The 14,437-nt window shown below is 70.9% G+C and carries 12 protein-coding genes; 9 read left to right on the plus strand and 3 right to left on the minus strand.

All coding sequences use genetic code 11. The features are described from left to right. Positions 1 to 225 precede the first annotated feature (225 nt). The 3 genes from SCNU_RS10080 to acmB are packed head-to-tail and all read left to right on the plus strand — an operon-like array spanning position 226 to position 2,326. Positions 226 to 870: a ferritin-like fold-containing protein gene (locus SCNU_RS10080; RefSeq protein ID WP_009679263.1), complete on the plus strand. Its 645-nt coding sequence runs from the start codon at positions 226 to 228 to the stop codon at positions 868 to 870. 18 nt (positions 871 to 888) lie between these two features. After that, entirely contained in the window at positions 889 to 1,122 is a 234-nt protein-coding gene (locus tag SCNU_RS10085) for a DUF3107 domain-containing protein (protein ID WP_009679264.1), read from the plus strand. 31 nt (positions 1,123 to 1,153) lie between these two features. Beyond that, positions 1,154 to 2,326, plus strand: coding sequence for a methyl acetate hydrolase AcmB (acmB, locus tag SCNU_RS10090; protein ID WP_050792804.1), 1,173 nt, complete (start codon positions 1,154 to 1,156; stop codon positions 2,324 to 2,326). Between the two features lie 28 nt (positions 2,327 to 2,354). On the opposite strand, the gene SCNU_RS10095 is transcribed toward acmB, so the two are convergent. Continuing rightward, positions 2,355 to 3,002, minus strand: coding sequence for an HTH-type transcriptional activator FasR (locus SCNU_RS10095; protein ID WP_040518160.1), 648 nt, complete (start codon positions 3,000 to 3,002; stop codon positions 2,355 to 2,357). Positions 3,003 to 3,100: 98 nt separating this feature from the next. On the opposite strand from SCNU_RS10095, the gene SCNU_RS10100 reads away from it, so the two are divergent. The 4 genes from SCNU_RS10100 to SCNU_RS10115 all read left to right on the plus strand — a co-directional run bounded on the left by SCNU_RS10100 (position 3,101) and on the right by SCNU_RS10115 (position 6,543). Then, entirely contained in the window at positions 3,101 to 4,087 is a 987-nt protein-coding gene (locus SCNU_RS10100) for a DUF3152 domain-containing protein (protein ID WP_009679267.1), read from the plus strand. Positions 4,088 to 4,097: 10 nt separating this feature from the next. Further along, on the plus strand, positions 4,098 to 5,273 hold the full coding sequence (gene moeZ / locus SCNU_RS10105; protein ID WP_040518161.1) for an adenylyltransferase/sulfurtransferase MoeZ: 1,176 nt from the start codon (positions 4,098 to 4,100) through the stop codon (positions 5,271 to 5,273). 61 nt (positions 5,274 to 5,334) lie between these two features. Next, the gene (locus tag SCNU_RS10110; RefSeq protein WP_009679269.1) at positions 5,335 to 5,640 is read left to right on the plus strand and encodes a hypothetical protein; all 306 of its coding nucleotides are present in this window, start codon (positions 5,335 to 5,337) and stop codon (positions 5,638 to 5,640) included. A 54-nt stretch (positions 5,641 to 5,694) separates the two neighbouring features. Continuing rightward, positions 5,695 to 6,543, plus strand: coding sequence for a TIGR02569 family protein (locus SCNU_RS10115; RefSeq protein WP_175284096.1), 849 nt, complete (start codon positions 5,695 to 5,697; stop codon positions 6,541 to 6,543). A 21-nt stretch (positions 6,544 to 6,564) separates the two neighbouring features. Here SCNU_RS10115 and SCNU_RS10120 read toward each other — a convergent pair whose 3' ends face one another. Beyond that, positions 6,565 to 6,864, minus strand: coding sequence for an MGMT family protein (locus tag SCNU_RS10120; protein ID WP_040518163.1), 300 nt, complete (start codon positions 6,862 to 6,864; stop codon positions 6,565 to 6,567). Between the two features lie 2 nt (positions 6,865 to 6,866). After that, positions 6,867 to 7,679, minus strand: coding sequence for an alpha/beta hydrolase (locus SCNU_RS10125; protein ID WP_009679272.1), 813 nt, complete (start codon positions 7,677 to 7,679; stop codon positions 6,867 to 6,869). Positions 7,680 to 7,768: 89 nt separating this feature from the next. Here SCNU_RS10125 and SCNU_RS10130 point away from each other — a divergent pair, with 89 nt between their 5' ends. Both SCNU_RS10130 and SCNU_RS10135 read left to right on the plus strand, forming a co-directional pair. Next, a complete protein-coding gene (locus SCNU_RS10130) occupies positions 7,769 to 11,074 on the plus strand; it encodes an ATP-dependent helicase (RefSeq protein ID WP_009679273.1) in 3,306 nt (1,101 codons plus the stop codon). After that, positions 11,067 to 14,420 carry a UvrD-helicase domain-containing protein gene (locus tag SCNU_RS10135; RefSeq protein ID WP_009679274.1) on the plus strand — a complete coding sequence of 1,118 codons (3,354 nt, stop codon included), beginning with the start codon at positions 11,067 to 11,069 and terminating at the stop codon, positions 14,418 to 14,420. Before SCNU_RS10130 ends, SCNU_RS10135 begins: the two co-directional genes overlap by 8 nt. The last annotated feature ends 17 nt before the right edge of the window (positions 14,421 to 14,437 follow it).

Below are 14,437 nucleotides of genomic sequence, written 5' to 3' on the forward strand. Positions count from 1 at the left end.
TGCAGTTCAAGCCTCTCGCGGGTGTTCTCGCACGCACACAAGAGACCACGGGGTCCGGTGGTGCGGGACCCTCGGCGGCCGGGTCCGGGGGACCCTTCGCAGGTGCGCGCTCAATGTCCGACACGCCGCTCGATGTGACCGCACAGATCCGAGAAGTATGCATTCGGCGGGCGGAACGGCGACGCGTCTGGTCCTCAGTGTACCGCCTTGCATACTCTGACTTGCATGTCGAACAACGCAGCGGCCATTCGCAAGCTTTACGAAGTTCTTCTCGCGGGCGAGTTCGCCGCGTGCTACCGCTTGATCGAAGAGTCGTCGATGGCGCCGACCACCGGTGACCGCGTGGCGATCGCGCGCCTGATCGCGGCCGAGATGGGGCACTTCGAGGTGCTCGCCGAGGAGATCCGCGCCCAGGGTGGAGACCCCGACGCCGCGGTGGCCGCGCACGCCCGGGTGTTCGACGAGTACCACCGCGTGACGAATCCGACCTCCTGGCTGGAGGTCCTGGTCAAGATGCACGTCGGGGACGGTCTGGCCGCCGACTTCTACGCGGAGATGGCGGACGTGATGCCGGAGGAGGTGAGGCCGACGATGAAGTCGGTGATGGCCGAGACCGGATCGTCGCGATTCGCCGTCGATCAGGTGCGCGCCGCCGTCGAGGCGGATCCGTCGGCGGCGTCGCCGCTCGCGCTGTGGGGGCGCAGGCTGCTCGGTGAGGCGATCACTCACATGCAGTGGGTGCTCGCCGAGGAGGAGGACGTGATGGCGCTGTTGTTCGAGGGGGACGCCACCCTCGCGAACGCCGCCCGGTTCTTCGACAACATGGCGGCTCGCCACGCACAGCGCATGGCCGATCTGTCACTGGCGTGACGAGTAGGATTTCCAGTCATGAGCGTTGACGTCAAGATCGGCATCGAGAACAGCCCGCGTGAACTGGCATTCACCTCAACGGAGAAGGGCGACGAGGTCTATGCGGCCGCGCAGCGCGCCCTCGACGGCACCGACGCGGTGCTGTCGCTGACCGATGACAAGGGATCACGTGTGCTCGTCCCCGCCGCCAAGATCGCCTACGTCGAGGTCGGCAGCGCGGAGAACCGGCGCGTCGGCTTCGGCGCCGCCTGATTCGGCGGTGGACCCGGTGACGTCCGGGGAGATCGGTGAGCAGTACCGGGCTCTGCTGACGGCCGCCGTCGACGGACCGGGTGCACGCAGCGTGCCGGGAGCGGTCGCCGGGTTCACCTCGGCCGCGGGACCGCTGTCGGCGGCGGCCGCAGGTGTCCGCTCGATCGCGGGCGATGCCCCGATGACTCCGGACACCGTACTGGCGCTCTACTCGGCGTCCAAACCGCTCACCGGAACCGCAGTGCTGCAGTGCGTCGAGGACGGCCTGCTCGACCTCGACGCGCCGGCCGCCGACTACCTGCCCGAGATCGGCGAGATCGGCGTGCTGGACGGATTCGGCGCGGACGGCGCGCCGCGGGTCCGTGCGGTGCGGAACCCGATCACCACGCGGATGCTGCTGTTGCACACGGCCGGCTTCGCGTACCCGTTCTTCAGCGCGGACTATCACCGGCTCGTCGATGACGGCCACTACCCGGACATCGTGACGGCTCGACGCGCCGCACTGAACACGCCGCTGCTGTTCGAGCCCGGCTCCCGCTGGAATTACGGATCGAACATGGACTGGGCGGGCCTGATCGTCGAAGCGGTGCGCGGCGCCCGCCTCGGGGAGGTGCTCGCCGAGCGCGTGTTCTCCCCGCTCGGGATGACGAGTACCGGATTCGTGCTCACCGAGTCGATGGAGCGCAGGCGCGCATCCGTCCACCTGCGCCGCCCGGACGGTTCGCTGAAGGCCACCGGGATCGTCATGCCGCAGGACGCCGAGGTCCAGATGGGCGGGCAGGGGCTGTACTCCACGGTCCCGGACTATCTGCGGTTCCTGCGGATGTGGTTGCGGGACGGCGCGGGCGACGGCGGGCGGGTGCTGCGAGCCGAGACGGTGGCGTGGGCCGCGCGCAACGGATTGCGCGACGGGCAGGGAGTGTCGATGCTGCACGGCGTCGACCCGGTGGTCACCCATGACGCCGAGTTCTTCCCCGGGCAGTCGAAGTCGTGGGCCTATACCTTCATGGTGAACGACGAACCGGCGCCGACCGGGCGCTCGGCCGGGTCGCTCGGCTGGGCCGGGCTGGCGAACCTCTACTTCTGGATCGACAGGTCCGCGGATCTGGCGGGCATGTGGGCGACCCAGGTGCTGCCGTTCGCGGATCCGGTCTCACTCGGGTTCGCCAAGGACTTCGAGAGCGCCGTCTACCGGTCCCGGTAGCCGGCGCGGCCGCTCGGACCCGGCCAGGTCAGTCGTCGGCGGGCTGCTTCGGCACCCCGGCCAGGCCGCCCCACAGCAGTGCGGCGGTGGTGTCGACGGCACTCGCCTTGTCGATCGGCCGACTGGCGTCGACCCAGTAGCGGGCGTTGACCACGCTGGCGCCGACCAGGCCCGCGGCGAGCATGCGCGAGCGGTAGGGATCCATGCCGGAGTCCTGCATGACGAGGCCGTACACGGCGTCGACACAGGCCTCGGTGGCACCCTCGACACGCCGGATGACGGCCGGGTCCATGGCGTCTGAGGCGAAGATGAGGCGGTAGCCGGAGTTGTCGTCGTCGATGAAGTCGAAGAACGCCTCGACCGCCGCCTGAACGCGCTGACGGTTGTCCGCAGTCGTCAGGAGCGCGCGGTTGACGTCCGCGACGAGCTTCTCCGCGTGCGAGTCGACCACCGCGATGTACAGATCGAGCTTCGAGGGAAAGTGCTGGTACAGGACCGGTTTGCTGACGCCTGCGTGGATCGCGATCTCGTCCATTCCGGCAGAGTGATAGCCCCGCTCGACGAAGATCTCACTGGCGGCGTCGAGCAGTTGGCGACGGCGCGCGCTGCGCGGGAGCCGGGTGCTCGAACGTCCGCCGGCGGCCGGGGCAGACGTCTGGGAACTGGGAGACGACATTCCTAAAGACTACTCGGAGCGCGCCAGATCACACCCAACCGGACCAGACCCGGAGGCGGATGCCGGGTGCTCCCGACGATCTATGAGAAAGTTGTGTCGTGACCGGTACACCAGAACACGGGGCGCAGCGTCCCCGGCGCCCGCGGCCGGACCAGCCGCTGCGCGCGCGCTGGGATCCGATCGCCGACAGCGGACGTGCGCGCTCGGAGCGAGTCGAGCGCCGCAAGCGCAGTGCGGTCGGGCGCTTCGTCAGCACCTACGGATGGCGTGCCTACGCCATCCCGGTGCTGGCCGTGCTGACTGTCGTCCTGCTCGTGATGACGGTCCGCGGCGGGGGAGACACCAGTGCGGACGAGTCGGCGACGACCGGCGACGACGTCCGCAACACCAATGTCCAGGACGAGACGACGCCCATCGGCGCGCCGACCGGACAGATCCAGGAGGCCGCGCTGCCGGCCGGCGCGTTGCCCGCGGGCGGTCCGTACACCCGCAAGGGCGACCAGACCTACCGGGTGGTCCGCGGCACCGGAGCGAAGGTCGGCACGGCGAAGCAGGTGTACACCTACACCGTCGAGACCGAGAGGGGCCTGACCCCGCAGGACTACGGCGGCGACCAGGCGTTCGCGAAGCTCGTCGACACCACCCTGTCCAACAAGAAGAGCTGGATCGGCGACGGGCGCGTCGCCTTCCGGCGGATCGACGCCGGTGAGCCGGATCTGCGGATCTCGCTGTCGTCGACGGACACGGCGCGGGAACTGTGCGGCTACCAGATCAAGCTGGAGACCTCGTGCTTCTACCCGCCGGACAAGCGGGTGGTGATCAACGAGGCGCGCTGGGTGCGGGGCGCCCAGGCCTTCGAAGGCGACGACCTGACGTACCGCCAGTACCTGATCAATCACGAGACCGGACACGGCATCGGCTACGAGAAGCATCAGCCCTGCAAGGAGAACGGTGCGCTGGCGCCGATCATGATGCAGCAGACCTTCGGCACGGCGAATGCGCAGATCATGGCCTTGGATCCGGAGATGCAGGCCGATCGCTCCCTGGTCTGTCGCCCGAACGCCTGGCCGTTCCCGACGGCGTGAGCGCCTGAGCATGTCGTCGTTGCCGCCCCTGGTGGAGCCCGCTGCCGAACTGACTCGGGACGAGGTGGCCCGCTACAGTCGTCACCTCATCATCCCGGATGTGGGAATGACCGGTCAGCGTCGGCTCAAGAACGCGAAGGTCCTGGTGATGGGTGCGGGTGGACTCGGCTCGCCCACCCTCCTGTACCTCGCGGCGGCCGGCGTCGGAACCATCGGCATCGTCGACTTCGACGTGGTCGACACCTCGAATCTGCAGCGACAGATCATTCACGGTGTGCACGACGTCGGCCGACTGAAGACCGAGAGCGCCCGCGATCGGATCCGGGAGATCAACCCGTTCGTCGACGTCCGCCTCCACAACCAGCGACTGGAACCCGGCGACGCCGTCGAACTGTTCGCGCAGTACGACCTGATCCTGGACGGAACCGACAACTTCTCGACGCGCTACCTGGTGAACGACGCTGCGATCCTCGCGGGCAAGCCGTACGTCTGGGGATCGATCTTCCGGTTCGAAGGCCAGGTGTCGGTGTTCTGGGAGGGAGCGCCGGACGGACGCGGAATCAACTACCGCGACCTCTACCCGCAGGCGCCGCCACCCGGACTGGTGCCGTCGTGCTCCGAGGGCGGGGTGCTCGGCATCCTCTGCGCGTCGATCGGCTCGATCATGGGCACCGAGGCGATCAAACTGATCTGCGGCATCGGCGAACCGCTGCTCGGCAGGTTGATGGTGTACGACGCCCTCGACATGACGTATCGGACCGTGCGGATCCGCAAGGACCCGGCAGGGGAGCCGGTCACCGGATTGATCGACTACGACGCATTCTGCGGGGTCGTCACAGACGAGGCCGCGGCGGCCGCCGCCGGTTCCACCCTGACGCCCGAGGAGGTGGACGCGGCGCTGCACTCCGCGGAACCGCCGGCCCTCGTGGACGTCCGGGAGCCGGTGGAGTTCGAGATCAACCGCATCGACGGGGCGCAGCTGATTCCGAAGGACGACATCGTCTCCGGGCGCGCGCTGGGCGACCTGCCGCACGACCGTCCCATCGTCCTGTACTGCAAGACCGGCATCCGGTCGGCGGAGGCGCTGGCCGCGCTCAAGAAGGCGGGATTCGCCGACGCCACCCACATGCAGGGCGGCATCGTGGCCTGGGCCGCGCGGGTGGATCCGGCGATGCCGGTGTACTGACCCGGCCTCGGCCGGACCGGCGCAGGCGGAGCGGCGGCGTCGGATCTGCCAGAATCGGCGCATGGCGAGACGTCCGCAGCCCATCCTGCCCGCAGCGTTCAACGCCGTCGTGATCATCGCCGCGGGGTTCGGCACCGGGCTCATGGCGGCGGTCCCACTGTGGTTTCTGATGGGGGCGGTCGTACCGGCTGCCGAGTCCGAGTGGGCGTACGGCGCGGTCTGCGCCCTCCTGGTCGGCGTGGCGATCGTCGCGATCGCGGCGAAGCTCTCGGGACCCGCGCGGGCGGTGGCACTGGTGTTTCCGGTGGGTCTGGCATTGGCGTGCGCCCTGCCGCCGCTGGTGAGCGAGCTTCTGCACGCCCTCTGACTGCGGCGGTGTCGCTGCCCGGGAACCGGTGGCGTCGTGGGTAATCTGACCTTCGTGACCACGATTGTCGAGCCCCCCGAGCAGGTGTTGACCACCTTCGGTCTCACCGCACATCCGCCCATCGCGATGGACGGAACCGGCTGGCGGGTCGGCGAAGTGGTTCTGACGCTGGTTCCGGACCACGCACGTGCGGCCTGGTCGGCGACCGCCCGCGAGCATCTGTACGTGGAGGGCATGCGGATCGCGCGGCCGATCCGGGCCACCGACGGCCGGTACGTCGTCTCCGGCTGGCGTGCCGACACCTACGTCGCGGGCAGCCCGGAGCCACGGTACGACGAGGTCATCGCGCTCGCCGATCGGCTGCACCTGGCGACGGCGAAGTTCGATCGGCCACGGTTCATGCTGCAGCCGCCCGCACCGCCGTTCAACGATGTCGACGTGTTCGTCGCCGCCGACCGCGCCGCCTGGGAGGACGTTCCGCTGCGAACGGCTCGCGCCGCGGCGATGCCCGAGCCCAGCAGCGACGACGGCCTGCGCAGTGTCGCCGAACTGAAGATCCTCGGCGGGCTGCGCAAACCCGTCGACCTGCCGTCGCAGGTGGTGCACGGTGACCTCTTCGGCACCGTGCTGTTCGCCGGAGCTGCGGCTCCCGCGATCACCGACATCGTTCCGTACTGGCGGCCCGCGTCGTGGGCGGCGGCGGTGGTCGTCGTCGACGCACTGGCCTGGGGCGGTGCGAGCGAGGATCTGATCGAGCGGTGGTCGAATCATCCCGAGTGGCCGCAGATGCTGCTGCGCGCGGTGATGTTCCGGCTCGCCGTGCACGGGATGCACCCGCGGTCCACCGCGGGAGCGCTGCCCGGGTTGCTGAGAGTGGTCGACCTGGTGCGGATGATGGTCTAGCCGTAACGCGGCCGAGGCCGTCTACGACCTCGGCAGTCGGTGAGCCCTCATGTCGATCCGGTCGTCGACGATGCGCACGCCCTCCTCGCGGAGTCGCGCCAGCTGTCGTGCCCGGAGACCGGGCGCCGGTCGGCCGGACGCCGGGACCACCCGATGCCAGGGCAGGTCGGCGGAGTCGGTGCGCATGATCCAGCCGACGATCCGCGGACTCGGGAGCCCGGCCGCGGCGGCGAGGTCGCCGTAAGTGCTCACCGCTCTCGGCGGGATCGCCGCGACCAGCGCCCGGACCGCTTCGACCTGTTCCTCGGTGACCGCAGCCATCGTCAGAGCAGCGAGCGGACGAGTTCGGCGCACAGTTCAGGCGCCAGGAACGGGATCATGTGCTCGGTGTCGACGTGGTGGACAGTCACCGTGTCGGGGCGTTCCACGGCACACGCCGTGAGGAACTCCGGGCCCACGAATGGCGGATCCACCCGATCGGCGACGACCACATGCGTCGGTACCGCGGCCGGCGGCAGCCGGAACGGGCGCGTCATCTCGCTCCAGGCGGTCGCGGCCGCCGGGGCGGACACCCGCCAGGCCACGCGACCGTCCGCCGTCGGAACGAGGTGTTCGGCGACCTCCTCCTCGAGCACGTCCGCGGGCACCGCACCCCAGCCCTCCATACGTTTGGCGGCCTTGGCGTCGTCGGCGTCGACGTTGCCCCAGTTGGCCATCGCGGCCTCCGCGATGACACCGGCGCGTCCGGGGTCGAGAGCCTGAGCCGGGTCGAGCAGGACCAGACCGGCGATGTCGGCGGGACGACGCTCGGCGAGCGCCAGAACCACCGCGCAGCCGAACGAGTGCGCGATGACGACGACCGGTCGGTCAGCGGTGGCGGCGTGCCGGTCGAGGACGTCGGCGAGTGCGTCGGCGTGGTCGTCGACGCGCCACGGCGGCTCCCACGGACTGCGACCGTGCCCGAGCAGGTCGGGAGCGATCACCCGGACGCCGGGGAGCCCCTCGGCAGCCATCCGCTCCCAGCGTCGACCGTGGCCGGTCAGGCCGTGCACCGCGAGGACGAGCGGTGCGTCGAAGCTGTCGGGGCCGAACAGATGCGTGTGGAGTCGGCGTGCCCTCGACGCGGAATCTGGCATGCCTCAACCTTAGGCCGTGTCGTGAAAGGCCTCGGCACGGTGCGGCTTCCGCGCGGAGAGATGTCCGAGCTCCGTGATTCCATAGGGGCATGACACGACCGGGTACCCGACTCATCGCCGGACAGGCGCCTGCGGACGCCCCGCGCTCCTGGCCGGCGGATGTCGCGGTGCTGGTCGGTGGCCCGCATCGGGTCGACCCGATGCGTCCGTGGCGTCCCTGGCGAGTCCACGGCGGTCCGGGGACGGGAAAGACGTCGCTCATCGTCGACACGGCGGTCGCCCGACTGCTCGACCCGGGCGTCGACCCCGAGTCGGTCCTGGTCCTGGCGGCCAATCGTCGTGCCGCGACGCAGCTGCGAGCCGAGATCACTCGCCGGGTGCTGTCAGCGGGCGGCAGTCTGGGCGGGGCCCTGCGGGAGCCGCTGGTCCGCACGGTGCACTCCTATGCGTTCGCGGTGTTGCGACTGCAGGCGTCGGCGCACGGGAATCCGCCGCCGCGGCTGATCACCGGCTCCGAGCAGGATGTGATCCTGCGTGAACTGCTGGCCGGCGACGTGGAGGACGGCGCCGACTACTGGCCCGCGTCCCTGCGTCCTGCGCTCACCACCGACGGATTCGCGCAGGCGCTGCGCGACCTGATGATGCGGGCCGCCGAACGGGGCCTCGGTCCGCAGGACCTCGCCGAACTCGGCCGCACGCACGACCGTCCGGAGTGGGTGGCCGCCGGACACGCCTTCCGGCAATACGAGGAGGGCATGCTGCTGCGCGGGGCGGTCGGACTCGATGCGCCGGAGGCGAGTGTGACGGCGGTCGACGCGGCGGAGCTGATCGGTTCCGCGCTGTCGGCGTTCGCGACCGACCCGGACGTGCTGGCCGGGCAGCGGCAGCGGATCCGGCACGTGCTCGTCGACGACGCGCAGCACCTGGATCCGCAGGCGGCGTCCCTCATCCGGCTGATCGGCACCGGCGCGGACTCCACGGTCGTCGCCTCCGACACCGACCAGTCGGTGTTCGGCTTCCGCGGTGCCGATCCGCGGTTCGCCAACGCGGTCGCGGACGACGATCCGGACCGGGACATCCTGCTGGAGAACGACTTCCGTGGTTCGCCCGCGGTGAACGCGGTGGGCCGGGCACTGGCGCTCCGGCTGCCGGGGGCCCGGCCGCACCGCTATCCGACGGCGGCTGAACCCGATGATCCCGAGCACCGCGGGCACGCTGATGTCCGGGTCTTCTCGTCGGCGGCGAAGGAGGCGACCGCCGTCGCCGACATGATGCGTCGTGCGCACCTGTTCGACGGCGTGCCGTGGTCGGAGATGGCGGTGATCGTCCGCTCGGTGCCCCGGGCGCTGCCCGCGATCCGTCGGGCGTTCTCGTCCGCCGGGGTGCCGATGGCGACCCCCGCCACCGACATCCCGATCCACCGGCAACGAGCGGTCGCGGCGTTCAGCCTGGTGCTGCGGGTGGCGGGCGGCGGTCCGCCGCTGGACGCCGACGAGGTGACCGCGCTGCTGACCGGGCCCGTCGGCGCGGCCGATCCGACGAACCTGCGCCGTCTCCGCCGCGGGATCCGGCGGATCGACGAGGCGCGCGGTCGAGAAGCCGACTCCCTGGACTCGCTCGCCCGCGCGCTCGACGACCCGGAACTGATGGGGACCTACCTCGGCGGCCTCACCGATTTCGAGGCCATCGCCCTCAAACAGGTGCGCAAAGTGGTGGACGCGGCGCGCACCGCCCACACGGCCGGCGTCGGAGTCGAGGAGACGCTGTGGCGCGCGTGGAGTGCCAGTGGACTCGAGCGCCGCTGGACCGCGCAGTCGTTGCGCGGTGGTCGCGGAGGCGATCAGGCCGACCGCGACATGGACGCGATGCTGGCGATGTTCGAGGCCGCGGGCACCTTCGCGGACAACCTGCCCGCGGCGGGCGTGCTCGGATTCGTCGACTACCTCGGTCAACTGCAGATTCCGCGCGAGTCCCGGGTCGCCGTGTCCGGAGTGGAGTCGGTGGCGGTGGTCTCCGCGCATGCCGCCGCGGGACGTGAATGGGACGTGGTCGCCGTGCCCGGCGTCCTGGACGGACTGTGGCCGTCGCTGCGCAGCCGCGGCAGCGTCCTGCACACCCCCGCCCTCATCGATCTGCTCAGCGGCGTCGGCGCCGACGCGGTCGACACCGTCGCCAGGGGAGCGGTGATGCTCGCCGACGAACGACGACTCCTGCTGGTTGCATGCACTCGGGCGCGGAGTCGACTGCTCGTCACCGCGATCGAGGACGGTAGCGGCGACGCCTCGCCGTCGCGGTTCGTTCCCGAGATCGCCGAGGCGCTCGGCGGATACGGGGCCACCGAGCCGGAGTCGGCCGACGAGATCCCGCTGGACCCGGGGGTGCGCCGGGTGCTGTCGCTGCCGTCGCTGGTGGCGGAGTTGCGCGCGGTCGCGGTGGCCGGGGCCGACGCTTCCGGCGGTCCGGACGAGCGGACCCGGGTGGCGGCCGCACTGCTCGCCGATCTCGCGCAGGCGGGTGTGTCCGGCGCGGCCCCGGCCGACTGGTTCGGGCTGGTGGGGCCGAGCACCGAGGTGCCGTTGTGGACGCCTGAGAACGGTCCGCGGACGCTCTCTCCGTCGAACGTCGACGCGCTGACCAAGTGCTCCCTGCGATGGATGCTGGAGCGGCACGGCGGTCGAGACGGAGACGCCGAGCAGGCGGTCACCGGGACGCTGGTCCACACGCTGGTCCAGGCGGTCGCGGGCAATCTCGACCGGACCGAGGTGAACGCCGCGCTGCACGAGGTGTGGGAACGTGTGTCGTCACCCGCCCAGTGGTACAGCGCGCGCGAACTGGAACGCGCCGAGGGCATGCTCACCAACTTCCGGGACTGGCTGCGGATCTCGCGGGAGGACCTGACGGCGGCCGGGGTCGAGGTCGAAGTCGACGCCACGCTCCCGACGGGCGTCGACGACCACGGCAATGCGCTGCTGCCGGTGCGGCTGGTCGGCCGCATGGACCGACTCGAGACCGACAGCCGGGGACGACCGGTGGTGGTGGACGTGAAGACCGGGAAGAACCCCGTCCGCGCGGTCGACGCCGAAGTCCACCCGCAGTTGGCCACGTACCAACTCGCGCTGCGACTCGGCGGCGTCACCGGACTCGGGTCGACCGAGCCCGGCGGCGGCCGACTCGTGTACGTCGCGAGCGCCAACAAGAAGACCGGTGCCGCACAACGAGTGCAGCCGCCGCTGACGCCGGAGCAGGTCGACGAGTGGATCTCGGTGGTGCGCGAGGCCGCGCGGGCCAGCGTCGGGCCGGTGTTCACCGCCACCCCGAACAGTGGCTGCAGTCATTGCTCCCTGGTGCAGTCGTGCCCGGCGCAGCTGCGTGGAAAGGCGGTCATCGATGACTGAACGACCGCGGATCGGTGCTCGATCGCTCGCGTCCGCGCTCGGCCTGCCGCAGCCGACGCCCGAGCAGATCGAAGTGATCGAGGCGCCGATGGAGCCGATGCTGGTGGTGGCCGGCGCCGGCGCGGGCAAGACCGAGACGATGGCGTCACGGGTGGTGTGGCTGGTCGCCAATCGGCTCGTCGGCCCGGAGGAGATACTCGGCCTCACCTTCACCAGAAAGGCGGCGAGCGAGCTCGCGGCGCGGATCCGGCGCAGGCTGTCGATGCTGGCGGGCAGCCCGGCGTTGCTGGAATGGGATCCGGGTGGCGAGCTCGCGAGCCGACTGCGCAGCGCCGACGCCGAAGTCAGCACCTATCACGCCTACGCGGGGCGGCTGATCGCCGACTACGGACTGCTGCTGCCGGTGGAGCCGACGGCCACGCTCCTCAGCGAGACGGAACTGTGGCAGCTGGCGTTCTCCGTGGTGGCGTCGTGGCCCGGCGAGCTCAAGACCGCCAAAGTCCCGGCCTCGGTGACCGAGGCCGTGCTGCGGCTGTACTCGGAGATGGCCGAACATCTGGTCGGCGTCGACGAGCTGTCGGCGGCGGGTGCCGATCTGTACCGGATGATCGACACCCTGCCGAAGGGACCGGGGCAGCGGGCCGAACCCAGCCAGAAGCTGCGCGCGTACCAGGCGGTCATGGACGAACGGCGCGAGCTGATCCCCTTGGTCGTGGCCCTGCGCGAGGCGATGTCGGCGCAGGGGGCGCTCGACTTCGGCAGTCAGATGTCGCTCGCCGCGCGGCTGGTGGCCGAGCATCCCGAGGTGGTCGACGCCGAGCGTGCTGGGATCAAGGCGGTACTGCTGGACGAGTACCAGGACACCGGGCACTCCCAGCGGATCCTGTTGTCGTCATTGTTCGGCGGCCATGCCATCGGCGGGCGCCGGGCGATCGCCGTCACCGCCGTGGGCGATCCGATCCAGTCGATCTACGGGTGGCGCGGAGCGTCGGCGGCCAACCTCCCGCGTTTCGCCCGGGACTTCCCCCGGCCCGACAGCCGCGACGCGCATCGGCGTGAGCTGCTCACCAGCTGGCGGAACTGCCGCGGCGCGCTCTACCTCGCGAATCAGACGTCCGAGGAACTGCGACGGCGAGGCGTGCCGGTCAGCGTGCTGCGCCCGCGCCCGGACGCGCCCGACGGGACCGTGCGCCTGGCGCTCACCGAGACCGTGATCGACGAACGCGAGTGGATCGCCGACTGCATCGAGGACTACTACGCGACCGCTCAGCGCGACGGTGTCGCACCGCCGACGACGGCGATCCTGGTCCGCCGGAACGAGGACTCTGCGCCCCTCGCAGCCGAACTCGAACGGCGCGGAGTCCCGGCCGAAGTGGTCGGCATCGGCGGCCTGCTGCACGTCCCGGAGATCACCGACATCGTCGCCACCCTGCGACTGATGGCCGACCCGATGGCCGGGACGGCGGCGATGCGCCTGCTGACCGGGGCGCGATGGCAACTGGGGGCGGCCGATCTCGCCGCACTCTGGCGACGGGCGCGAGAGCTGGCGGCCGGTGCGGGCGCTCCGACCACCGGCGCGGTCACCAGCCGCGAAGCCCTCGACGACGCCCTCGACGCCGCTCTACCGGGTGAGGCGGTCGACTCGGCGGGACTCTGCGATGCCCTCGCCGACCCGGGCGACCAGTCGAGATACAGTGCGGCGGGCTTCGAGCGGATCGTCACCTTCGGCCGACAGCTCGACGGCCTGCGCCGTCGCCTCGGTCAGCCGCTGCCGGAACTCGTCGCCGACGTCGAACAGACCATCGGGGTGGCGGTCGAAGCGCAGATCCGTGCGCGCCGGATGCGCGGCGAGGTCACCGGCCGCGAACATCTGGACGCGTTCGCCGACTACGTCACGCACTACGCGGACCGATCGGGAGCCACCCTGCCCGGACTGCTGGCCTTCCTCGACGCCGCCGAAGTGGTCGAGAAGGGATTGGAGGCGGGGCAGGTGGAGGTCGCACAGCAGCGGGTGCAGATCCTCACGGTGCACGCCGCCAAGGGACTGGAGTGGGACGTGGTGGCGCTGCCGCACGTCGCGGACCGGATCTTTCCGAGCGGCAAGGCTGAGACCACCTGGCTCGGATCGCCCCGCGAACTGCCCGCGGAACTGCGCGGCGACCTCTCCCGAGACGGTGACGAGGGCTTCCCGCCGCTGGATCTCACCGAGGTCGCCGACCGCAAGGAACTCGAGGCGGCCATCGACGATCACAAGGAGGCGATCGGGCAGCGAAGGCTCGAAGAGGACCGCCGGCTGCTCTACGTCGCGCTGACCCGCGCCAAGCAGACCCTGCTGGTGTCGGCGCATCATTGGTCGGAGACCGGGGATCGCCCCCGCGGGGGATCGGAGTTCTACACCGAGCTCGCGGCGCTGGTCGCCGACGCCGCGGCCGGGGGCGCCGCGGAGTCCGCCGAGGCCTCGGCCTTCCGGATCGACGTCGACGCCCCGCCTCCGGACCCCGAGGCGACCAACCCGCTCACCGAACGCCAGATCAGCATCGGATGGCCGGTGGACCTGCTCGGGGAACGGCGGGCGCCGATGGTCGCCGCCGCCGAACTGGTGGACTCGATGCGGGCCGAACGTGCCCTGTTCGCGGTCGCCGACGACGAGCCGGCCGATGCGGACGCCCGCGAATGGCGACGCGAAGTCCAGGTGCTGCTCGATGAGCGGGCACAGGCCGTGGACCCGATGGTGGATGTGGAGCTGCCCGGGCACCTGTCGGTGAGCCAATTGGTCGAACTCGACTCCGACCAGGAGGCGTTCGCCGCCAGGCTGCGCCGACCCGTTCCGTACCGGCCGAATCCGATGGCACGCCGGGGCACCGCGTTTCACGCCTGGGTGGAACGCCGCTTCGGTGCGACCCGACTCCTCGACGTCGACGAGCTGCCCGGCGCGGCGGACGCCGTCGCCGGGGCCGTGGAGGACGACCTGACGCTGCTGCGCGCGAAGTTCCTGGCGTCCCCGTGGGCCGACCGGACCCCGCAGGAGGTGGAGGTCGGATTCGAGACGGTGATCGGATCGACGGTGGTGCGCGGCCGGATGGATGCGGTCTTCGCCGACGGCGAGGGTGCGCTGGTTGTCGACTGGAAGACCGGCGCGGTGCCGGAGCCCGCGCGGCGCGCGCCGCTGTTCATCCAGCTCGCCGCCTACCGGATCGCGTGGTCGCAGCTGTCGGGAGTCCCGCTGGAGAAGGTGCGAGCGGCGTTCGTCTACGTCAGGCACGACTACACGCTGGAGCCCGCGGACCTGCCGGGGCCGGACGAACTGGCGCAGATCCTCGCCGACCCCGGACATCGGGACCACTGACGGCCCGGGGCCGGGGA

This window comes from Gordonia neofelifaecis NRRL B-59395, assembly GCF_000192435.1.
GTDB lineage: Bacteria > Actinomycetota > Actinomycetes > Mycobacteriales > Mycobacteriaceae > Gordonia > Gordonia neofelifaecis.